Source organism: Nocardia sp. XZ_19_231 (genome assembly GCF_015355705.1).
Classification (GTDB): domain Bacteria; phylum Actinomycetota; class Actinomycetes; order Mycobacteriales; family Mycobacteriaceae; genus Nocardia; species Nocardia salmonicida.
Genome location: NZ_JACUZI010000006.1, coordinates 84,610 through 106,951 on the forward strand (window position 1 = coordinate 84,610; position 22,342 = coordinate 106,951).

19 protein-coding genes and 1 tRNA gene are annotated in these 22,342 nt (G+C 62.3%); 12 read left to right on the forward strand and 8 right to left on the reverse strand.

The genetic code is table 11. From position 1 onward, the window contains the following. The first annotated feature begins 153 nt into the window (after positions 1-153). Both IBJ82_RS25535 and IBJ82_RS25540 read left to right on the forward strand, forming a co-directional pair. Positions 154-1,374, forward strand: a complete 1,221-nt coding sequence (locus IBJ82_RS25535; RefSeq protein ID WP_194828535.1) for a hypothetical protein — start codon at positions 154-156, stop codon at positions 1,372-1,374. Beyond that, entirely contained in the window at positions 1,371-1,994 is a 624-nt protein-coding gene (locus IBJ82_RS25540; protein WP_194828536.1) for a 2'-5' RNA ligase family protein, read from the forward strand. Before IBJ82_RS25535 ends, IBJ82_RS25540 begins: the two co-directional genes overlap by 4 nt. Before the next feature lie 91 nt (positions 1,995-2,085). On the opposite strand, the gene IBJ82_RS25545 is transcribed toward IBJ82_RS25540, so the two are convergent. From IBJ82_RS25545 to IBJ82_RS35110, 5 genes are all read right to left on the reverse strand, one after another. Further along, a complete protein-coding gene (locus IBJ82_RS25545; protein ID WP_194828537.1) occupies positions 2,086-6,984 on the reverse strand; it encodes an ATP-binding protein in 4,899 nt (1,632 codons plus the stop codon). A gap of 65 nt (positions 6,985-7,049) precedes the next feature. After that, positions 7,050-7,775 (reverse strand): TIGR02391 family protein, encoded by a 726-nt coding sequence (locus tag IBJ82_RS25550; RefSeq protein WP_194828538.1) that lies wholly within the window; start codon positions 7,773-7,775, stop codon positions 7,050-7,052. 577 nt (positions 7,776-8,352) lie between these two features. Next, positions 8,353-8,781, reverse strand: coding sequence for a hypothetical protein (locus tag IBJ82_RS25555; RefSeq protein WP_194828539.1), 429 nt, complete (start codon positions 8,779-8,781; stop codon positions 8,353-8,355). A 257-nt stretch (positions 8,782-9,038) separates the two neighbouring features. Next, positions 9,039-9,269 (reverse strand): hypothetical protein, encoded by a 231-nt coding sequence (locus IBJ82_RS25560; RefSeq protein ID WP_194828540.1) that lies wholly within the window; start codon positions 9,267-9,269, stop codon positions 9,039-9,041. Further along, positions 9,266-9,397, reverse strand: a complete 132-nt coding sequence (locus tag IBJ82_RS35110) for a hypothetical protein (RefSeq protein WP_255533054.1) — start codon at positions 9,395-9,397, stop codon at positions 9,266-9,268. Before IBJ82_RS35110 ends, IBJ82_RS25560 begins: the two co-directional genes overlap by 4 nt. A 221-nt stretch (positions 9,398-9,618) precedes the next feature. Between IBJ82_RS35110 and IBJ82_RS25565 the strand changes: the two genes are divergently transcribed. The 4 genes from IBJ82_RS25565 to ligD all read left to right on the forward strand — a co-directional run bounded on the left by IBJ82_RS25565 (position 9,619) and on the right by ligD (position 13,263). Next, positions 9,619-10,824: a helix-turn-helix domain-containing protein gene (locus tag IBJ82_RS25565; RefSeq protein ID WP_194828541.1), complete on the forward strand. Its 1,206-nt coding sequence runs from the start codon at positions 9,619-9,621 to the stop codon at positions 10,822-10,824. Positions 10,825-10,984: 160 nt separating this feature from the next. Continuing rightward, a tRNA-Ser gene (locus IBJ82_RS25570) sits at positions 10,985-11,048 on the forward strand. Positions 11,049-11,310: 262 nt separating this feature from the next. Further along, positions 11,311-12,216, forward strand: a complete 906-nt coding sequence (locus IBJ82_RS25575) for an HAD family phosphatase (protein ID WP_194828542.1) — start codon at positions 11,311-11,313, stop codon at positions 12,214-12,216. A gap of 63 nt (positions 12,217-12,279) precedes the next feature. Next, on the forward strand, positions 12,280-13,263 hold the full coding sequence (gene ligD / locus IBJ82_RS25580) for a non-homologous end-joining DNA ligase (RefSeq protein WP_370585477.1): 984 nt from the start codon (positions 12,280-12,282) through the stop codon (positions 13,261-13,263). 184 nt (positions 13,264-13,447) lie between these two features. Here the strand turns inward: ligD and IBJ82_RS25585 are convergent, their stop codons facing one another. Beyond that, positions 13,448-14,590 carry a serine hydrolase gene (locus IBJ82_RS25585; RefSeq protein ID WP_194828543.1) on the reverse strand — a complete coding sequence of 381 codons (1,143 nt, stop codon included), beginning with the start codon at positions 14,588-14,590 and terminating at the stop codon, positions 13,448-13,450. Positions 14,591-15,426: 836 nt separating this feature from the next. Between IBJ82_RS25585 and IBJ82_RS25590 the strand changes: the two genes are divergently transcribed. Continuing rightward, positions 15,427-15,972 carry a hypothetical protein gene (locus IBJ82_RS25590; protein WP_194828544.1) on the forward strand — a complete coding sequence of 182 codons (546 nt, stop codon included), beginning with the start codon at positions 15,427-15,429 and terminating at the stop codon, positions 15,970-15,972. Positions 15,973-16,441: 469 nt separating this feature from the next. Here the strand turns inward: IBJ82_RS25590 and IBJ82_RS25595 are convergent, their stop codons facing one another. Beyond that, positions 16,442-17,182 (reverse strand): GTP-binding protein, encoded by a 741-nt coding sequence (locus tag IBJ82_RS25595; RefSeq protein ID WP_194828545.1) that lies wholly within the window; start codon positions 17,180-17,182, stop codon positions 16,442-16,444. Positions 17,183-17,301: 119 nt separating this feature from the next. On the opposite strand from IBJ82_RS25595, the gene IBJ82_RS25600 reads away from it, so the two are divergent. Together IBJ82_RS25600 and IBJ82_RS25605 are read left to right on the forward strand one after the other, a co-directional pair. After that, a complete protein-coding gene (locus IBJ82_RS25600; RefSeq protein ID WP_370585478.1) occupies positions 17,302-17,748 on the forward strand; it encodes a Zn-ribbon domain-containing OB-fold protein in 447 nt (148 codons plus the stop codon). After that, positions 17,741-18,943, forward strand: coding sequence for a lipid-transfer protein (locus tag IBJ82_RS25605; RefSeq protein ID WP_194828546.1), 1,203 nt, complete (start codon positions 17,741-17,743; stop codon positions 18,941-18,943). Before IBJ82_RS25600 ends, IBJ82_RS25605 begins: the two co-directional genes overlap by 8 nt. Positions 18,944-19,032: 89 nt before the next feature. Here the strand turns inward: IBJ82_RS25605 and IBJ82_RS25610 are convergent, their stop codons facing one another. After that, the gene (locus tag IBJ82_RS25610) at positions 19,033-19,686 is read right to left on the reverse strand and encodes an FMN-dependent NADH-azoreductase (protein WP_194828547.1); all 654 of its coding nucleotides are present in this window, start codon (positions 19,684-19,686) and stop codon (positions 19,033-19,035) included. A 134-nt stretch (positions 19,687-19,820) separates the two neighbouring features. On the opposite strand from IBJ82_RS25610, the gene IBJ82_RS25615 reads away from it, so the two are divergent. The 3 genes from IBJ82_RS25615 (at position 19,821) to IBJ82_RS25625 (ending at position 22,341) form a co-directional block, all read left to right on the forward strand. Then, positions 19,821-20,162 (forward strand): winged helix-turn-helix transcriptional regulator, encoded by a 342-nt coding sequence (locus IBJ82_RS25615; protein WP_370585479.1) that lies wholly within the window; start codon positions 19,821-19,823, stop codon positions 20,160-20,162. Positions 20,163-20,308: 146 nt separating this feature from the next. After that, the gene (locus tag IBJ82_RS25620; RefSeq protein WP_194828767.1) at positions 20,309-22,156 is read left to right on the forward strand and encodes a hypothetical protein; all 1,848 of its coding nucleotides are present in this window, start codon (positions 20,309-20,311) and stop codon (positions 22,154-22,156) included. Next, on the forward strand, positions 22,153-22,341 hold the full coding sequence (locus IBJ82_RS25625) for a hypothetical protein (protein WP_228537676.1): 189 nt from the start codon (positions 22,153-22,155) through the stop codon (positions 22,339-22,341). The genes IBJ82_RS25620 and IBJ82_RS25625 overlap by 4 nt, the downstream gene beginning before the upstream one ends. Position 22,342: the final 1 nt, after the last annotated feature.

Consider the following 22,342-nt stretch of genomic DNA (forward strand, 5'->3'; position numbering starts at 1 on the left):
TTGCCCAGTTCAGGACCACAAACGGTAGGTAGAGGCGATGGTACGAGGGCGGGAATGGACCGGATTTGAAGCAGCCGCATTGCAGGAGGCCATGAGGAAGTCGGTTCGTGACTTCGCGGCGCTGCTCGGTGTGGATACGACCACGATCGCCAATTGGCGCAGCGCCTGAGTGCTGTTGTCCCGCGTTCCAACACCCAGGCGATCCTCGATACGACCTACCAGCAGCGGGCCTCCGCCGACGATCGAGCCAGGTTCGAGCAAATCGTGGCGGAAGGTGAAGCGGCGTGGCGGGATCGACATCCGGCGCTGGGTGTCGATCGTTCGGCATCGCTCGCGCCTGCCATTGTTCCACTACTGGACATCACTACTACCGACGCCGAAGCGGCAGCACTTCTCGATCAGGGCATCTCCGACGAACTGCTCACCGTGCTCAACCGAATTCAAAAGCTCAGTCGGACTGTCAATCTCGACGTGGTCGATCAGCTGCATGTCAGCACGTACCGGAGTATCGCCCAGTACGAAACGCTCGATCCGGCTGCGCTGGTCGCGCCTCTCAAGAAACAGCACGCCTGGCTGGACGAACTCATCGACGGGTGCAGCCACCCGGCGCAGCGGCGCCGACTGTACGAGATCGCCAGCATGACCTCCGGCCTGCTCGGCTACATCGCGGTCGGCTGTGCTCACTTCTCGCTCGCCCGTGCCTACTGCCAGGAGTCCTTCCAGCTCGGCGACTTCGCCCAGGACGACAATCTGGCAGCGTGGGCGCGGGGTATACAGAGTTTCTGCGAATACTATGCGGGCCGATTCGACGAGGCGCTGCACTACGCGGAGGAGGGTCTGACGCGCACGGCGAGCGGGCCGCAAGGTGTGCGCCTGGCGATCAACGGCGTGGCTCGCGCCAGCGGCAAGCTCGGCGATGTGGACAGCGTGCACCGTGCGGTCGAGGCGGCATACGAACTGCTGCCAGGAACCGGCACTCCGGTCGGGGTGCCGTCCAGCATTTCGCTGGAGAGCTACAGCCCGGCGCAGATCGCGGGAAATGCCGCCACGGCCTATCTGTCGTTGGCGAGGCCGGAACGGGTTGAGCACTTCGCTGGACTGGCCCTGTCGGAGATGAGCGATGCGAATTCTCCGTGGGGCCGTTCGCGGGTGATGATCGACGTGGCGCGGTCACATGTCCTCAGCGACGATGCCGACCTCGATGCCGCGGTGGCGGTCATGCACGAAGCGCTGACGCCGACGCGCGGTAGGCTCATGCTGCAAGTTCAGCGGCGGGGTTCGGAGTTCGTGCGAGATGCTGCTGCGCGATGGGGAACAACGCCGGAAATGCGGTCGGTGGAGGACACCTTGGCAAGCAGGCGTGAGGAGCGATGACGAGCACGACGGACAGCTCACGCTTGCAACCCCGTGACGGGCACACCGGCCCGCTCGGTCACTACTGGTTCCTGACCTTCGAGCACGCGCCGGAACTTCATGCGCTGACGAAGACCTGCCAGCAGACGATCGACCCTGCCTACTTCGATGCGACGCCGGTCGACGGCCTTCATCTCACGCTGGACCGGATCGCCTATGACGGGGGAAGCACGCCGGAGCAGCGTGCATCCATCACGGAGGCGGCCCGCCTGGTCTGTGGTGATCAGGCACCGGTCATGCTCACGTTCGAGCAGGTGACCAACCTACGCGGGGCGGTTGGATTTGTCGTCTCGCCTGCTGAATCTGTTCGTGCCCTTCGCGATTCGCTCCGGGTGGCAACACTGTCTGTTCTGCCGGAAGCGCGGGTGAAGGACTCGTCGTCCCCGCCTCATGTCACGATCGCTTATCCGATCTTCGAGGGGCTATCTGCGCGAGCAGCGGCAACCGCGGAGGCGATGAACGCGATGATCGAGGGGGTCGACGTGGTGGTATCGGAGGTCGTGATGGTGGCGCTGGAACAACGCGGAAATCTGTACGTGTGGCAGGTGGTGGAGCGGGTTCCGCTCGGCATCACCAATTAGACTCGCCACGTTCGCACCGATCTTGGTTCAACGTAGCGTGATGGTCACCAGCCACTCCAGCGGGATGTGCCTCTCTCTATTCGCAATAAAGTCACTCGCCGAACACTTCATTCAAGTCCTGAGTGAGGCCGATAACCTCCGGCCAACCTACCTTCGAGAATCCGTCGAGTATCCTTACAAGTCGATTCTGACTTTCCGTCGTACTCAAATGTGCAAGATTTGACCTAATAAAGCTCCGAACGAAATCCACCACCGTGTCTACGAATAAAGATTCACGGGTACCGCCGGAAGGTTCGGACGCTACGACTGCCCTTTCGACAAGTTGCAGCACCCACAGCGGATCGATGTCCTGATATCGCTGCGCCAATGCAACGACTTCGTTCGCTGCGTGAGCATCTCCGGTGTCTGAAATCTTCTCCAGTAGTAAGCGAACCTCCTTCAGGAATGTAACTTTAGCATTCCTGCTCAAACCTTTCTTACCGCTGTTCTCTTCATATGTCCCAGAGGCGAAGTATACCTGTGAAGCTGTTTCTCGCACCGCCCTATGCAGATTCTTTAATCTCTCCAAATCTGGATCAGAAACGCGATCCATACCACTGACATCATAAAGCTCATTCAAGGAGGCCAGCCGTGTCTCCGTGCTCGCCAAAATTGCCATAAACAGCCCGATGGTGCGAGCGCGAACGGCAGCCTTTGCCGCTGCGCCTTCTTCTATGCCGGCCACGAGACTACCGCGTAGTTCAGTAACTACCTTCCACACCCCATGCGGATTGTCTTGTGCTGTATCCACTATCCGCAAGGTGGAGTCATATGCGTCTGCGCTACCGTGAAAAACATAGGCCCATGCAAGGTGGGCAGCGGCAATCTCGATAATATTCTCCGGAACTTCATCCCTGAAGCGAAGAACTATTCGTTCGATAGCTTTCACGGTTCGCGCAGTATCGATACTTGAGAACTGCCCAATCGAATTACACATACACGCCGCGACGTGCGCACTATCGTCTTGGCCTAGGCGATCGGTCAGCTCCCACATCAGACCCGTAGCACCCGCGCGCCCCACGAGATAAAGATGCCTTGCAACCGCAGAACGCACGAGCGCGGTCGAGTCACTCGCCAACTTACGGATCAGCTGCTCGGAAACGGAATCAACTCCCCCTTCTTTCGCCACCGTAAGCATCAGCGCGGTTGCCGCGAACTGCCGCGTCGACCCGGTATATTGAACTGTACCGTCCTCGAATTGCCTGTCGGCTCGCGCACTAGGCTCAGGGTCTTGCGCGTTGCAATATCTGACAACCTCACCACGAAGATCTGCCCATCGGGCATCCTCAGGTGTCATGGTTCCTGAATTGACCGCATTCAAGCAAGCGCGTGCACTCAGTTCTTCCGCGCGTGATCGTATGATACGCGGGGTCCCTTCTTCGCCGACGGATTCAAGTGAAGCGATAGTCGAGAATAAGTCATCGATATCAGATGACGTCGCCGACTGCCCGTCAAATTTGTTCAACTGATCAGTTACTTGCGCCATCAACACGTCATAAGGACTGACTTCATCTTCATTCTCGCGCGCCCTAAAATCTACATCTCCGACCTGACCTGCATCAAGGTTATTATCCGCACGAAGGGATACTTGACGATCCCTGATGGCTTCCGACAGGATCGCTTCTTCGTCAAGTACGCGGATGTACCTATCCCGTATGCGCTCCAACCGTTCGGATGAGGTGGTCTGCTCTAGCGGAGCGATAGAAAGAACAGTGCCTTCGATCGCAGACCTACTATCTGCGCTCAAATGAGAGAAAACCACCGACAGAAAATCGCCGCACTGATGGACTACGCCGGACGTAATCAGCAACCCTTTGCACAGCAAGAGTGGTGCCAATACGATTCCCAGAGTCGTAGGGTTACGTTCACCGGCCTGAAGTATCCTCAGCCAAAACGAAGTTGAATGTGCTATCGGAACCACCGATGTCAAAGCTTCCACAAACTTGTCCGGGCCATCGGCGGTGGACACCAGTTCGTCCACAAAGGAACTGAAACCGCGGAACGTCTGCCCCCGATCTTCCCCGAACCTGTCATCGTCGGAATGCCAGATCACACCGGAACTATCGTCGTAGACGCCGACCTCTTCGCCATTATATTTCAACACGAAATCCGGATCACCGCTGCTTTGCACAGAAACGTATTCACCATGTGCGGACACGGTTTGGAGAATACGAAGCCCCAACGTCAGATTTACGTCGATAACCTGTCGGTAGTTATCGCCTAATGTATACAGAACCATGCCATAGTCTTGTTTGCGGTTCGAGCTCAACCCTAGTATTTGACTTGCCGAAAGCGAAGTCTGACTTGTATCAACCTCACGATAGGAGAACGCAACGTCGTAGACATTCCCAACAAGATCAGGATCTATCGCGGCCAGACTACCGACCGCGTACGCGACATGCCGAAGCTCTATGTACCCGAAGCGCCTTACCCTGTTCTGCTCAAGCAATCGCTCTAGCAGCGAACGTGACGCTACCGAATCAGTCCGGTACGTACGGACAGTAAGGTCAATCAGACTCCGGCTCAGCCATTCGTTTGGTTGCTCAAGGTTAATCTCGCTTTCGAATAGCCGCCGCACAGTACAGCCGCACGCCTTTTGCTGGCTCATGCTTAGCTCAGTCCAGGAATTTGTTATCAATAGGAGTATTGATACCTCAGCGACGCGAATAACGTGACCACGGGAGTAGCGACTACTCGCATCTACGATACCTATCCAGGGGATGGCATCGACCACTATCTTGTGACGAGAATTGAAGTCCATTACGTTAGAGCAGCGCCGCATAACCTCGCGTGCCGCTTCGCTCTGCTGCTGATCTGGCGCGTTTATCGAGTCCAGCAGAGGGGCGACGTCGATAGCATCCCCTACTCGGCTGACGGCAAACTCCGCAACCATCGCCCGCGCGAGGTTCGACACACCATCGCTATTCTCAAGTCGAATAGCTTCGCTCCAAAATTCCCGATGGCTGGCCGTTCGAGACCACGCTCGTTCAAGGTACATTTGAATACTTGGCCTTATCGAGAAGACGAGGGCGTTATCTTCTCTCAGGGCTCGCTCAAGTGCACCGTCGTCATCTCGCAGAACCAGCTTGTAGACACCGAAGTCGTAGAGAATATGATGCTCAACTCGGAGGCGATGATTATCATCCTCCACAAGTATTCCTTCGCTGAGCAAGGCATGCAGCTGCTCTGTTGGAGGCACCGCGAAAGAAGCCATTATTTCGCTTCGAGATACCGTCATTGTTCTTGACTCGACCATATGCCTAAGCGCTCTATCCATTACCTGTAGACGCGCATCACTGTCATAGTTATCATCAAAATGCGCAGACCAGTAGCGCTCAAGCAGTTCGTACCCGCGCGAGTTTGCAAGCACATCGACTGACGTTCCTCTGCCTATTAGCTCCGCTGCAATATTCAGGTAGAAGGGAATTCTCAACAGAGCCAAAATGTCCGCGTTCGATGATTCTATCAGTGTCGACAGCTTCGACGATTTATCGCCAAATTTCTGTAGTTCATTGTCAGCGAGTACTGGCACGTGAACATGCGCGATGGCGACTGATTCGTCAGAAAAAGCGCTAGGCCGTTCAGTCGGAAAAATGCGTTGAATCTTACTGTCGTTCGTAAGATCGAACTTTCTTATAGAGGTCACGATGGACCAACGAATCTCGTCATGGGAGATAATCTCGTCCATGAGGTCTAAGAATGTGGATCTGTTCTGGGCGTTTCGAGCAGCGTCCAAAGCATCGATCAAGACTACGCCCCCTTTTGCCGGACGCCAGTTTCGTAGTACGTCGACAAATTCATGATCAAGCTGCATTTCTTCGCGCAGTCCGCCAGCACTCTTAGCGTCGATACAATCGACTCGAACAACTAAGACTGCATACCCCTCTGCCGACAACATGGCGGCTGCATCACACAGTGTCGCAGTCTTTCCTGCACCAGGAAGTCCGACTACGACAAATGAGCATTGAGACGCGGCTACCCTGCAAAGCTCTGTCGCAATTGCGCGGTGGATTCGAATTTCTTTTCCGCCGATGCGTGTGATCGATCTTCTGTTTAAAGACTCTAGATCACGATCACTCCGCTGCCGCAGCTTTTCGATGTCATTCTCATAGTCTACGGATGACTTCAGTTTTAAGCCTGCTGATGAGAGTTCACCTTCGAGCGAGGAATAGTCAAAGCTTCCTCTCTGCCTCCCCTTTGTCAACCCTTTGGCGAGCAAAGTGTTCCACGCCAGCACATCTTGGCTGTAGTCGTGTAGTATTACAGTTCTTAAGAGGGTTTTTGCGTACCGCTCATCGGTACCATCGTCCAGGACATCAATTGTGAGTATGTATATTATCGAGAGTAGCCCAGACAGGACTTCTTCGGATATTGGCGTGCCAAACTCTTCGGACCAGATACGCTCTATATGCGCAGTGAAGTATGTTAGGGCGGTGTTCTCATCTACGCTTAGTGACTGTTGGTCGGCACCCTCGCGGAGCCTGTTGAGCGCAGAGGCGGCATGAGTCCGAATTGTCGTTGAAGCCCCACTGCTCACTGCTAGAATAAGTCTCGATTTCGACTGATTGCGCTCATCCTCCGCAGGCTCTACAGGTTGGCGCTGAGCCACAAACTGTGCCACTACTTTAGCCAATTCGGAGTCGTTGTTCTTGCTTACGGCGAGCGATCGTTTTGCTTGAATGTATACGTTGTAGCCGCGCGAGGCATCGGCCTTGAACTCCTTCACCGGCACACTGATCTCAGCATCTGCGCGAATATCATCAACTGCATCGCCAGTTTCAACCGATACGCGAAGTAGTTGCACGTTGCTCGGTAGTCCGAACGGCAAGCTCGCTCCTGCTCCTGCGAGTATATGTGTCGCCAGCCATACGGCGATCGCATTCTGATACTCGACCCCCGCAAAAGTGGCTGCGCCAGCACCTGTCCGCGACCGCTTGCTCTTCGCATTCATGTAGCTATTATATTCCGTTCTGTCGCCTAATGATTAATTGCATACCATGATGTTCGACGCAGACCCTACTTTTTGGTCTGAGTTCGACGCTCCGCGCGACGCACAATCCGAAGGAGCAAGTCGGCCAACTGCAATATTTCAGCGGCTTCAAAGGGGTCATCAAATCGTACCGTCCGGTGGCTCGCGGGGTTCTTGAACGCGCCAATGGCACCTGCGAAAAGATCTGCGGTGGCTTGCTGCTCTCCGCCTTCGGCAGCAGGGTCCCGGAGGAGTCCGTCCTTTGGGCTGAATGCTTTTCGCATCAGGTTGACTCCCAGCAGTTCATTTGGCAGCTCCGCTACTCGGCGTACTTCGACTTCCACGGCCTTCATGGCCGCGAAACTGGCGGTCTCGTAGTCGCCCATAGCGAAGTTGGAACGCGCTGAATCGAGCAGAGGCGAGAGCGGACCGGCCAGTCGATCGTCTGCCCAGACCTTGGCGATCGCTTTTGGGTCATCTACAAGTTCTCGACCACGCTCGGTCACACGCTGCCAGTTGCCCTGAACTTGGTACTGCACAGGATGCTTTGCCAGCAAGGCATGTGCTTCGAGCCATGCCCACGCATCGGCGATCCGCGCCATCAGCTCGTTTCCGTCGCGCTGTGGCGCGTCGCGCAGAGCAGCCTCCAAACCCCGTAGCGTGCTGTGCAGGTTGGGGGCACTGTTGTTCGTCTGCGCCACAAGCAGTTTTATTGCTAGATCGGGCAGGGGGAGGTGGCGAATGTCCTCCCACGCGATGATCGGCTGATACATGCGCACGAGGATATATAGCGGCAAAGAATCAGGGCAGCGGTTCGACCATCGAGCCGCGGCAAGTGATCGGCTACGACGTTCGCCTCCGTCGGCCGCCGCCGGAGCCGCCCGCGGGCCGCATCGTAACGCCGCGAGTCTTGAGGGCGTTGTGGACTGTCGTGGGGCGCTGCCGATGGTGCGGGCGATCGTGACCAGCGAGTCACCAGCTGCGTACAGTCCGACTGCCCGGTCAATCTGGTCCTCGGTAAGAGGCTGATGACGCATAGCGACGTTGTGGTCTGCGAGGAGCTTGAGGACCGCACTCTTCGAGATCGCGTATCGCCTGCACAGCTCAGGTGTGGAGGTGCCCTGCCGATAAGCGCCGACAAGTTCGGCGATGACGTGAGGCGACAGCCTACGGTCTACACGGAAGTGCGGTGTGGGCTCGGACTTCGCGGGCTTGCGCTTGGGCGCGGTAGCGACCTGGTCAATCACCTGTTGTAGGCGGCTCGCGTCGTATCGATTCGAAAGCCTTCTCACAAGGCACACTCACAGACAGCAGATCAATTTGATCTGAGCTGCACATCCGGTGGCCGGGTCACTCCTCACGCAGGTCGCTACGGACGGCGGCTTGGAACTTACGATTCACCGGCAGCAACGAGTCATAGAAGCGTCCGTTCGTCCAAGGTTCCGAACTCCAGAACATCACGTTGAGCTGATCTGCAAGTTCGGTGGTCGCGACCTGCAACTCGTCGCCCGCTACGTAGGCGAGCTTGTTGTGAGCGAACCACATCCGGCGAATCAGGGTTCGGTCGCGCTCCCCACCCGAAGCAAGATGCTCCTCGAGCTCTTTGTAGATCTCGTTGAAGGCGTGGGCGGCTTCACGACGCTCTTTGCGTAACTCAGCCTGCCGAGCCCGAATATCCTTCCGCTCAGCGGCCTTGGTCGTTGCTCGCGATGTGAGAATCGTGCTCACCACGCCGAGCAGCGTGCCGAGCAGCGCTGCAATTGCTGGGTCTATCGCCACCGCGTCAGTTTCCCAGATCCCAAGTGCGCGTGTGGCATTGTTGCCCGGCGCAAGGACCTACCCGACCCGACTAGGGATCTACCAAGGTGACCGGGCCGCGCCCCGGCGGCCTTTTTGGTGCTTGGCCTCGCGCTCGACGGGCTGCCGGATGGCGTCGACCGTGTGATGCTTCGGGTGCCTTGGGCGAGGGCCAGAAGATCGCGGCGACCAGAGCACCGGCCGGAATGCCGACCACGGCGACCCACAAACCCAGGTAATCATCCGTCTGCCCTCGAGCCTGCGGTGTTGAGTGTCTGAGGTTTGCGGTCGCTCTGTTCAGCGGCGGTCAGCCACGCAACGAGGTTGTCCAGCGAGCCGTGGCAGACCACCCGAAATGGGTTGCTCAGCTCCCACCCGTAGGGCGGCTCAGGTGCGCGGCGGATGCTCATCGAACGGAGCGCGGCACGCTCGATCAGGGCGTCTATCTGAGGTTTGATTGCGTCGCTCACGAGGCCCTCCCCTGCGGTTCCCACGCGTCCAGCGCGGCGAGCAGGCGGCGGATGATCGCGGGTGGCGGTGGTACTGCCTGCTCGTGGTCGGCCGGTCTGGGCTTCGGGATGCGCTGCGGCAGTGCCATGGGGTCCCCCTGCGGTGGCTGGGTTGTCTAGGTGTGCACCCACCGCCGGAGAGCTTTCGCCATCGTCTGCGCAGCTCACTACGTCCGAAGTGCCGAGCATCGTTGCCCGGCATACCCCGGCGGTGGGGCTGAGACCCAGCTTTCCGCCGACCGGTGCCAGGTAAAACCGTTCTTCGGCTACAGCACGTCTACAACACCATCGCGCGGCTACCGTGTGTTGTATGGAATCCGGCCCACCCCCCGCCGTTGTCGGGGCACAGCTCCGCGCGGCTCGCGAGGCAGCGGGATTCAGCCTGACCGAACTAGCCGATCGGGTGGCCTACAGCCGGGCCGCTCTGGGCCACTACGAGACCGGGCGGCGCGTACCCACCGCCGATGTTCTGGCGGAGTACCGACGCGCGTGCGGCCCGCTGGACGCGGTGACGACGGCCGAAGCACTGGGCCGCGCAGACCTGGACCGGCGGGGGTTTCTCCGCTCCGCTGCCTACAGCGCATCACTCGCTGCCACCGCCCTGCTGCCGATACCCGAGCACGCACGCCTGTCAGCAATCGGTGACGGCACCGGGACCGGTGCGGCAGACGTGGCGGCGGTGCGCGGCGTGACCGATGCTCTGCTCCGGTTCGATGAAGTACGCGGCGGCGGGTCCGGGCGTCTCGCGATGACGGCGTTTCTGTCGACCGCCGTTTCTGCCCTGCTGCGGTCCCGATTCACCGACGCGCATGTTCGTGCCGAAGCCTTCAGCGCGGCATCGGAACTGGCCTACGCGATCGGGTTCAGCTCGCATGATGTCGGCGCGGACGGGGCAGCGCTGCGGTACTTCCTGGCCGCGCTGCGCTTGGCCGAGGAATCCGGCGTGCCCGGTCAGGATGGTTTCGTGCTGCGGATCATCGCCTTGCATGCGGGCGATGTGGGCATGCCGCAGCACAGCATCGAACTGGCCGAGCGCGCGGTATCGCGGGCACGTGGTCACGTCGACGGGGATGCGATGGCGGTGTTCGATGTCGCGCTCGCTCGGATGTACGCCGAAGGCGGAGACCAGCGCGCCGCGCGGGACACGCTGCGCAGAGCCGAACCGTGGCTCACCTCCACCACAACCACCGAACTCCCGCGCTGGCTGTCGCTGTTCTGCCCGAACAAGGCATCGACCGGCCGACAGGCGTCGAAGGCGTTCGCCGCGCTCGGTGATCTGAATGAGTCCGAACGGCACTTACACATGAGCGCGGCGGCCTGGAACCCGGAAACGCACACCCGGATTCGCGCGCTGAGTGAGATCGAGACCGGGCTACTGCGTTGGAAGCTGGGACGGCACGAAGACGCAGCCCAGTTGTGGCGGGCAGCGCTGCCGGTGGTGGCCGGTGTGGACTCAGACCGGACCCGCAAGGCGGTTGCGAAGGTCACGGCCGTTGCTCCAGAGGTCGCCATGTGAGGTCCGCGCTCGCCTGACTCACAAGACAACGACAGCCCCGGAATCGGTATGTCTCGGGGGCTGTTCTGTGTCGGCAGACGTGCCAAGCGGGCCAGATCGCGCGGTCTGGCCTGGACCGGATACCGGCCGTGAACTGGGGCGCTGAGCCAGAGAGGGAACCGGGCGGATGGGCTGCGCGGTTTTACACACCACCGGCGGGGGTTCGATCCCCTCTGCGCCCACCAGATCGTCGCAGGTAGAACGCTTTTGAAGCGAGTTCGTTTGCCTCACGCCAGTCACGTGGGGCAAACGTTGGGCTCAGAGTTCGGAGGTGACCCACGTCGCGCCCGACGCGTTGAGCCCCGGGAATTCCTCCGCCTTGCTGCCCGGCACCGTGGCTGCATACGACCGTCCCGCCCGCCATGAAGTGGGTGTCGACTCGGCGGTTGCCCTATTTCGCTGGCTAGGGTGAGCGCAGCTGCTTCTTCGGTGTGAGAGGACAACCCTATGACTGGGACTGTGCTTCCGAGCTGGCACGACGGAGATGCCAAGAGTGCGGTCTTGGACTTCGTGCACCGCGTGACCAGCGAAGGGCCTGATTATGTGCCCCTCGCCGATCGGGTGGCCGCATTCGACAACGACGGCACGCTCTGGGTCGAGCAGCCTCTGCCACCGCAGTTCGACTTCGTGTTCCGCAAGTGGGCAGAGGAGGTCGAGGCGGACCCCTCGATGGCGAGCAGGCAGCCGTACAAGGCGATCATCGAGAAGGACCCGGCATTCCTCGCCGGAGTCGCGACGCAGGACCCATCTGTCATCCAGGTACTACTGGAAGCGTTCGCGCGGTCGTGGGCTGGAGCAACGCCGGCCGAGTTCGATGCGCAGGTCCGAGACTGGCTCGCAACCGTGAAGCAGCCGAAACTTGGTGTGCTCTACAAGGATTTGGTCTACAAGCCGATGCTCGAGCTGTTCGATCTGCTCGAGGAGAACGGGTTTCGAGTGTTCGTCTGTTCGGGCGGCGGGCGTGACTTCATGCGGGTCTTCGCCGAGGAGACCTGGGGCATCGGCAAGGAGAATGTGATCGGCACGGCTGCGGAGTACAACTATGTGGACGGCACCATGGTGCGCGCCGATCACATCCTGGGACGTCTCGACCTCGGGCCCGGCAAGCCCGAGCACATCTTCGCTCAGACCGGACGACTCCCGGTCTTCGCCGGAGGAAACGCGGACGTCGACATCGAGATGCTGGAATCAGCCCGCTTCGCGCTGCTGATCAACCACGACGACGCGGAGCGCGAGTTCGCCTACACCGCCGCGGCCGAAGCGTCGCTGGCGAAGGCCGAAGAGCTGGGTTGGACAGTCGTGAGCATGAAGGACGACTGGAACACCATCTACGGAACGCCCGCCGATACCTGACCGCTGACATCGCCGTGCCGAGCATGACCGCCTGATCGGCCGGGACCGGCCTAAACTGATCTTGTGGGTCTCTCGGTGCCGGCACCGATGCTGGCCAAGGCCGGACGGCCACCACAGCCGCCAGGTGGCTGGTGCGCGGAAATGAAATGGGACGGCGTCCGCGCGATCGCCCACTGCACCTCGACCGGGATCAGCCTGTGGAGCCGCAACTTACGCGAGATCACCGGCTCCTATCCCGAGATCGTCGACGCGCTGACCGAGATCACCGACGGACGCACCATGCTGCTCGACGGCGAGCTCGTCGCCCCCGACGACCACGGCGCACCCTCCTTCTCCCGGTTACAGCGACGCATGCACGTCCGACGCCCCTCAGCCCTGCTGATCGACCAGGTGCGAGTCGACTACATCGTGTTCGACCTACTCGGTGTCGACGACCAGACCCTGCTCGACGACCCCTACCGCACACGCCGCGCGGAACTGGCTGACCTCACCCTCGACGACGGTGAGCACGTACGGGTTCCACCGATGTGGTCATTGGCCGAAACCAGCGCCGAGGAACTGCTGCGGGTAGCGGCCGACTCCGGGCTGGAAGGGATCGTCTGCAAACACGGCGACTCAATCTACGAACCCGGCCGCCGTTCGTCGGCCTGGACGAAAGTGGTCTTGAGGCTCACGACCGAGGCCGTGATCGTCGGCGCGGTCCCCGGCAACGGCGCCAACGCCACCACCTTCGGCGGCCTGGTCCTGGCCGGGCACACCCCCGACGGACGCCTGCGCTGCATCGGCGGAGTCGGGACCGGTTTCACCGCGGCATCGCGACGCAGCCTCCGAACCGCGTTGGACAAGGTCCGCCGCGAAACCAGCCCGCTCGACAACCCGCCGCCGGCGCCCATCGCACACGCCGCGTGGTGGGTCGACCCAGTCTTCGTCGCCGACATCGAGTACCGCGAGATCAGCGGCGACGGCCTACTGCGACATCCCAGTTTCCGGGGAATCCGAACCGACAAAACTCCGCAGGAGATCGCCCTTCCCAACACGGACGGATAGCGATAATCCCCAAAGGCTCCAAAGTGCCCACACAGTCCGGCTCGACCGCAGCCCTCCCGTTTTCGGCGGGGTGATCGTCCAGAGAACCGAGGCGCCGCGTGATCGGCACCTGCCGTCGTTTCGCGGTGATCAGCTACGCACTGCTGCGCGACGACGGGCCCCCGGTGAGACTTCGACACCTGCCCTAGGGTGCCGAGCAGGCGGCAGCGTCCAAAGCCCGGGAGCCTTCGTGGTAGCGGTCGTCCATCAGGTCTTGGTTGAGGGCGATGGTCACGGCGCGGCCTGTGGTGGGGACTACGCCGTCGTAGGTCACTGTGCCCGAGAGGCCACCGGTGTGACCCCAGAGTTCGTTGCCACACGACATGGTGATCCGTGCCAGGCCGAGTCCGTATGCCCATGTGCTGTCCACTCCGGTCGGCCGGACATTCTTCATTTCCGCCAATTGCGCTGGTGGGAGCAGCTTTCCGTCCAGCAGGGCGAGGAAGAAGTGGTTCAGATCTGCGCCGGAAGCGACCATTGCGCCTGCTGCGCCCGCCCACGACACGTTCTGGCTGGTGTAGTCGACTCGCACGCCACCGATATCGGTGTAGCCCTTGGGGTGTGGGCCGCGGATGTCGACCTCGTCGGGACTCGGGTAGTAAGTGTCGCGCAAGCCGAGCGGCTCGATGATGCGGTGGGTGATCTCGGTGCCTATCGGATTTCCGGTGATCTTCTCGATCACCAGCCCGGCCACGGCGTAGTTCGTGTTGGAGTACGCCCATTGCGCATCGGGCGCGAAATCGGCGGGCGCGGTCAGCACGTTGCGGACCGCTTCGGCGATATCCGTTGTCCCCCATCGGACTTCCTCGGTGAGGCCGGCGATCTGGCCCGGCTTGGGTGGCGTCCCGAACTCGGCCGCATATTCGGGGAGTCCACTGGTGTGCTGCAACAGGTTTCGGATGGTAATCCGATTGCCGTCGATGCCCGGCCCGTGCACCACACCCGGAAGGTACCGTTCCACCGGCGCATCCAGCTCGACCTTGCCCTCGGCCACCAATTGCAGCATCACGGTGGCGACGAATGGCTTGGTGTTGCTGGCTATCCGGAGCCGAGCATCGTCGGGGAACGGCTTGCCGGTATTCAGGTCCGCTACCCCTGCGGTGACCGTCCAGGTGTGGCCGTTGTCGGTGATCACCGCCTGAGCTCCCGGATAGCCTTGGCGCACCGCACTGTTCAGCGCGTCGGTGATCTGCGCCCGGCCCGCTTCCGTGGCATCGGGCGAATTGTCCACGCCGCACGATGTGGCCATCAAGACCGTCATCCCCAGCATCGCAAGTCTCATCCGCATCCCATGAAACTAGGGCGAACGACCTGCCATGAGGAGCCTGCCGCCACCCCGATACCCGGTGGTGCTGGCACCACTACCGACCAGCCACCACTGGCTACCTGCCCGCCGGACGAGAGGGCCGAACTCGTCGCGGCACGCTCTGGAACTCAGTTGGGGGATCGACTATTACGTACAACAACTCACGCTACAAACGTCGCTGGTCCTCCACTGACATTAAGCGGAAGAAAGCCATGTATTGCTGTGAACCGTCACTGATTTGCTCGGCGATGGCAAGAAATCGAGGAGATCGGCAATTCATGAGCCCCTGGCCCCATCGATAGGAGCTATCGAAGAGCATTTCAACGAGGCCGACGTGCTGCCTATCGCTGGCCTTGCTGTCACCGAGCGGAAACAGTCACCCCGACAAGGGATCTGGAGCCCCTGCACCCGCTCTGTGGGACGGATTCCACGCTCAGCGGCGGCGCGGTGGGCGACCTTCCAGCTCGGCCGCCGGGCCGGTGCGGACAGTCGCCGTAGCTGTCCCGAAAGTAAAACAGTTCCGCTACACTTCCATTCTCGATGATGCCAGTTTCGGATAATCACTGCGCGCCGTGGACATTTCGTTTGCGCGGTGCGCGGCGTAGTGGTTGCTTTGCAGCCGTCTTCGGTCTTTCCGACCGGGCTCAGTCGGATCGCCACCTGAATGGGAGATCGCAACCATGCGTAAGGTTCGAATGGAACTAGCGTCGGCTCTGACCGGCGTCGCAATGCTGGGGACAATGGTGAGCGTTACCGGATCCGCTTCGGCAGCTCCGGTAGCACAGATCAATTGGGATACCCGCGTCGAAGGGGCGACTGTGGTCGCCGAAGTCAGTTCCGGGAGTTTTCGGCACGCTGGAAAGGCTGTCGAGCTCACCGACGCAGCCGGGACGGTAGTCCTACGGGTGCCGTTGACGTTCGAGCTTGCCGGTCGGTCGATCCCGTTTGCCGCCGACATCAGCGACAGCACACTGCGATTGACGGCCGATCAGGCAAAATCGGCCGCGCTCGACCTTGCACCCGTGTCGCCGGTACCCGCCGAAACGCCGGTGGCCGCAGGCGTGACCGCAATCGACGGCCCGTCGACCGAGGGTCGTCAGCGCGACATTCCCGGCGCCATCGAGTTGGGGCGAGTCATCGGTGCCGCGGTGGGTGGTGCGATCGGCTTCGCCGCCGGCTGCTTGCTCGGCGGGCTCGGAACCGGTGCCGCAGTAGGTGCCCCGACCGCTGGGATCTTGGCCATTGCCGGTGCGATCGTCGGCTGCGTCACGGCGGGAGTCACCTTCGTGCAGGTCGGATCCGTAGCAGGCAGCGCAATCGGCGGTGGGCTCGGCGCCGTAGTCGGTACCGTATTGCCCGCGTGATCGCCTAACAGATTCGGCCGACCCGCAACGACGTGCATGCCCCATGCGGCCGGAGGCTCCGAAATGCACACCGCTGCCCCAGGATTAGGGGGCGATCGGAATCAGCAGATCGCCTGCCCGCTGTCCGGCGGGCGGAGGATTTCGACCGGCGCAGACCTAGTGCTCGCAATCGGTGTGAATCGGCGGACAGTAGATGGTCGTGGAGCAGGCGAGACAGGTGTGCGTTCGGTGATGTCCGCCGATCCGGAGGCAGGGCATCACGCTGACGAGTGACCGCCCCGCCCCGAGTCGGTGCCCGTTCGGGCAGAAGCGCGGCGCCGGTTCCGTCCAGCGTCCATTGCGCAGATAGAGCCGAATCGAGTCGCACATACGTTCGATTATGCACTTCGCCGGGTGGGTACTGCGACTGGGCACACCGACGCCGCAGCGGGCAAGGCACGCCTGTCCGCTCATGCCCCGAAAGCGGCAGTCAGTAGTCGAGCGCGTGTTCCGGCTGGCAGACGTACAGGGGTGATGGCAGGTAGCGGACGATGGCGTCCAGGAGTGGGGCGATGTCGTCACTCGCGAGGGGTGTGCCGCAGAGGATGGGCACGACGTCACCGTTGCGAGTACGGCGACGGATGCGGTTGTGCAGGTCCCCGAGGGTGCGAGAATCCGCAGGTTCTTGGTCGGTCAGGGCCTCGACGAGCTTGCGATACCACCGCTCGACGGATTCCCCATGACTTCCTACGGTTCCGGGCAGGACCATCGGGACGAGGTCGATGACGTCGTCGAAGCAGGCACCAGTGCCTGCGGGGACCTGCAATACCAACGGCGCTGCCCCGCGAGTCTCGGCGATCGTGCGGACACAGCGGTCGAAGTCGGCGCCGAGGTGATCGAGCCCGGTGACCAGGCACAGGCGGGCGACCTGGTGGTCGTCGGCGACTCGCAGCATGGTTTCGAGCCGCGGGGTGCTGTGCGCGGCAGCGTTCACAACCACGATCAGCCCGTCGGCTACGCGGATCGAGCGTTCCAGGTCGGCGATGAGTGCGTCGCTCGCCAACTCGGCGACGCGAATCGTGTGCTCGATGTGATCCGTCGACCAGTGGACCGCGTTCTCCGTGTCGCCGAAACATCGGCGCAGACGATGGACCACCCGCTCCGTCTCGTCGGCATCGCCGATGATCGTGACGTTGCGAATTGACTGCGGGTCAATAGCTTTGGTGCCCATCGCGCGGTACTCCAGATCGATGTCATCGCATCCTCGATCCGCTCACCGTACCCGCGCCCGAGCAGCGCTGGAACGGAATTCCGCCCCAAAGTAGAACGTGTTCCTATACCGTCGGCCACGTGCAGAAAGAACAACGCCCCGCCGTGGCTGACTGGTTCACTGCGGACGACGGCCAGGTACGCCTCGTGGGAACTCGCTGCAATGATTGCGGCACGCCGTACTTCCCGAAGAACACCCTTGCCTGTCGCAATCCGCAATGCTCAGGTACCCATGACGGCTCCGAGCTCGTCGAGTACCTGTTCTCCACGCGTGGCCGAATCTGGTCGTACGCGGACGCTCGATACAAGCCGCCCGCGCCCTATGTCTCGGCCGATCCCTTCGTGCCCTATGTCGTCGCGGCAGTGGAGCTCGAGGTCGAACAGATGGTGATTCTCGGGCAGGTCGTACGCGGTCTCACGGTGGACGACCTGGCCGTTGGCATGCCGGTCGAATTGACCGTCGGCACGCTGTACGAGGACGACGACGCAGAGCACACGGTGTGGATGTGGAGGCCGGTCAATGACTGATACGAACGATCGCGACATCGCCGTCCTCGGTGCGGGCATGCACCCGTGGGGCAAGTGGGGGCGCAATTTCGTCGAATACGGTCTGGTGGCGGCACGCGCGGCCCTGGCCGATGCCGGGTTGGACCACCGCGACGTCGGCTACATCGCCGGCGCGGACACCATCCGCAACGGCTACCCCGGATTCGTCTCGGGCGCGACGTTCGCGCAGGCGCTGGGTTGGTCGGGTGCGCAGATCTCCAGTAGCTACGCCGCCTGCGCCTCCGGCGCACAGGCCATCGCCAACGCGCGCGCCCAGATTCTGGCCGGGCTGTGCGAGGTGGCGCTGGTGGTCGGCGCGGATACCACCCCGAAGGGCTTCTTCCAGCCGGTCGGTGGCGAGCGCCGCGACGACCCCGACTGGTTGCGCTTCCATCTGCTCGGCGCCACCAACCCCATCTATTTCGCGCTCTACGCCCGCCGCCGCATGGCACTGCACGGCGCCACCCTCGACGACTTCGCCGCGGTCAAGGTGAAGAACTCCCGGCACGGCCTGAACAACCCGAATGCGCGCTACCGCAAGGAAGTCTCGGTCGAGGAGATCTCCGCCTCGGCGATCGTGTCGGACCCGTTGCGGCTGCTCGACATCTGCGCGACCAGCGACGGCGGAGCCGCCTTGGTGCTGACGTCGATGGATTACGCCCGCCGCCACGGCATCGCGGATCCGGTGCGCATCTCGGCGCTGTCGACGATCACGCCGACGTTCCCGAAAACCGTGCTCGATCTGCCGGACTTCTCGACGGATTCCGCCGTCGCCGTCGAGCCCCCGTCACGTACTTTCCGGTCGGCCATCGCGCACGCCGCCTACGAAGAGGCCGGAATCGGTCCCGCCGACCTGTCCTTCGCCGAAGTCTACGATCTCTCCACGGCTCTGGAACTGGACTGGTACGAGGACATCGGGCTCTGCGAGACGGGCGAAGCGGAGGCTCTGCTGCGCAGTGGCGCAACGACATTGGGCGGACGAGTACCGGTGAACCCCAGCGGCGGCTTGGCCTGCTTCGGCGAGGCCATCCCCGCCCAGGCCATCTCCCAGGTCTGCGAACTCACCTGGCAGTTGCGCGGCCAGGCCGACGGCCGCCAAGTGGATAACGCCCGCGCGGGCATCGCGGTGAACCAAGGCCTCTTCGGTCATGGATCGGCGATCATTGCCACTCGCTGACCCTGGAGAATATCCAGGTCGACTTACCGAAACCCCGGGCTCTGTCCGGGGTTTCGGCATTGCCGCGCACCGACTCCGGCCAAGCGCCTTCAGCCCGATATATCGGCTGGTTCGCGCTCAGCGGTCAGGTCGACTACCCGGTTTCGAGCATGTTCGAGGGACCGCAGTAGGCGCTCACCGCCGAATTCATCGTTGCCCGTGTAGACGAACTCGACATCATCGATGCCGATGAAACCCAGAGCCGTGCGCAGATACGGCTCTACGTGATTCATGCTCGCCAGCGGACCGCCCACCTCGTAGCCGGCGTCGCCGGTGCCGACGATGACGAAGGCGCGCTTGCCCGAGGTGAGTGGCGTGTACGGTGCCGCGGCGTCGGGGTCGAAGGAGAAGGTGCGACCGACCCGGACGATCTGGTCGAGATAGGCCTTCAGCATCGCCGGTACCCCGAAGTTGTACATGGGGACTCCGAGCACCAGCACGTCGGAGGCGAACAGCTCGTCCACCAGTTGGTCGCTATAGGCCAGAACCTCGCGCATCTGCGGGGTGCGCTGCACCGGTGTGGTGAAGGCGGCGGCGATCCAGTCCTCGGTGAGGTGCGGGGGCGGTTGGTGGCCGAGGTCGCGGCGGATCACCGTGTCACCGGGTCGGCCCTCGCTCCAGCGCGCGACGAACTCCCCGGTCAGCGTGCGGGTGTGGGAGCGCGAACGGCGCGGGCTCGCGTCGAGCTGAAGTAGCTGGGCCATCTCTGATGCTCCTGTCGGGACTGGGTCGGCTTACGGGATCGAGCCTGCCCGACAGGGAATATCCGCGTAAGAACGCACATTTCTGTTACCCAGTACCCTTTTCCATACCTTTGCCGGTGAGACGAGGACGTGGCGTGACGAAACGTAAGCAGGATCTCGATTTCGACTGCCCCGTCGAGGTCACCCTCGACGTGATCGGCGGCAAATGGAAGGGCATGATCGTCTTCCATCTGAGTGAGGGAACGGCGCGGTTCAACGAGATGCGCCGTGCCATGCCGCACGTGACCCAGCGAATGCTGACCGCGCAGCTGCGCGAACTCGAGCGCGACAGCGTCCTCACCCGCACCGTGTATCCGGAAGTCCCGCCCCGTGTCGAGTACGAGCTGACCGACTTCGGCCGCGGTCTCGTCCCGATCATCCTGTTGATGGAGACCTGGGGCGAGCAATACCGCAAGCAACTCCCCCAGGCCGGGTAGTCAGTCGACGCACGTATCTCGACCGCTGGATCCGAACCCGGACCTGTGCGCGCGGGGTATCGGTGCCGCGCGGAATTCGAGATACTGTTCGTTACCCCGCAGACCGGGCGCTTCGACACATCGGAGGAACTGCTGTGGCCACAGCGATGACCGATCCGTCCACCATCATGGTCGCGCAGGGCACCGAAGGCGGTGGCGCTGCCCTCGATCAGGTCGCGCTGATGACCGGCGCGTCCGCGGTGGTCGGTGCGGTTCTGCTGTGGGTGGCCTACCTGCATCGGACGCGGCGCATCACCTGGCTGCAGCGGCTGGCCGACTTCAGCGGTCGCATCATGAACCGTCCCGGCTGGGTGGCGCTGCCGATCGCGATGTTCCTCGCGACCATCCTGACCGCGTTTCTCGGCTTCATCTGGGATGTGAGCCTGCACGTGGGCAAGGGCCGCGATGCCGGACCGCTGGCCAATCCGGCGCACTACTTCATCCTGGTCGGCCTGTTCTTCCTCTTCATGGCAGGCATGCTCGCGGTGATCCTCCCGCTCGACGAGAAGCCGGGTAGGGCCGCGGTGAAGATCACCCGCGACTGGTACGCCCCCGTCGGCGGCATCTTGATCGCCGGTGCCGGTTTGTACGCGCTGATCGGCTTCCCGCTCGACGACATCTGGCACCGACTGTTCGGCCAGGACGTCACCCTCTGGGGACCCACCCATCTCATGCTCATCGGCGGCGCGGGTCTGTCGCTGATCGGTGTGCTGCTGCTCGAACTCGAGGGCCGATACAACCGGCCAGATCCCGAGCGGATCGATGGGCGGTTCCTCTGGGCGATTCAGGGCTTCGCCTTCGGCGGCCTGGTAATCGGACTGTCGGTGTTCCAGGTCGAGTTCGACTTCGGCGTCGAGCAGTTCCGGTTGGTGCTGCAACCGATGTTGATCGTCTTCGCCGCCACGATCGCCCTGATCTCGGCGCGGTTGACGCTGGGCCCACTCAGCACGTTGCTGCTCGTGGCCTTCGCCTTCTGTGTGCGATACATCGTCGCGGTCCTCGTCGGCACCGGATTCGAGGCGCCGCGCAACGTGTTTCCGCTCTACCTCGGTGCCGCGATCGTGGTCGAACTGCTCGCCGTCCTGCCGCTGATCCGCCGACCGCTCTGGTGGGGCGCGCTCACCGGGCTCGGTGTGGCGACGGTGGGCATCTGGCTCGAATCGCTGTGGATCGAGCGGATGTTCGTCAATCCCTGGGTCGGCGGAATGTGGCGGGAACTGCTCGCGATGGCGGTGCCGGTGGGCGTGGCAGGCGGTCTGATCGGCGCGATGCTCGGCACCGTCTTGCGCGGCGAGGCACTGCCGAAGCCAGCGGTGCGGCGTGGGATCGTGGTCGCCGCTGTGGTGATCGCGGCCGCGGCGACCGCGAACGGGCTGATCATCCGGGTGCCGGAGAACGCCTCGGCGACCGTCGCGCTCACCGACGCCGATCCCGAACAGGGCGGGCGGATGGTCACCGCCGACATCCGGCTCTCCCCCGGAGATCTCATCGGTCCCGATCCGGAATGGGTGGAGATCCTGGCCTGGCAAGGCGGTACCGGCGACGACAGTCCCGGCCACGGCCTCGTCGTGGACAAGCTGCGTCGCGTCGGCGACGACCACTTCGTGTCCACCCGGCCCGTGCCCGTGCACGGCACCTGGAAAACGGTGCTGCGCTTGCAGGACGGTCGCATGCAATCCGCGCTTCCGATCTTCATGCCGCTCGATCCCGGGATCGGCGCCGCGGAGGTGCCCGCGCCCGCGAGCTTCACGCGGCCGTTCGTCGAGGAGATCTCGGTTCTGCAGCGGGAGCGGTCCTTCGACCATCCATCCTGGCTGATCGGCCTCGCGGGCCTGGTGGTGCTGGCGTGCAGCCTGGCCTTGATCGCGGCGATGGCGTGGGGCGCGGCCCGGGTCAACGACCGCTACCTGGCGGCGGGCAGCACACCGGACCAGAAGGCAACGGTCGAACCTTGATCCGCCAGGAGAACGTCGACCTTCTCGCTGATCATTCCATCCTGCTGGCGATTCCGGCCTTCCTGCCCGCGGTCGCTCTCGTCGGGGTGGTGCTGTTCATCGCGATGCGCGACCGGCGCGCGGAGAAACGCGAAAAGGAAGGCACAGAATCCGCGCAGCCCGACCGCACCGAGGAGATTCCGTGAC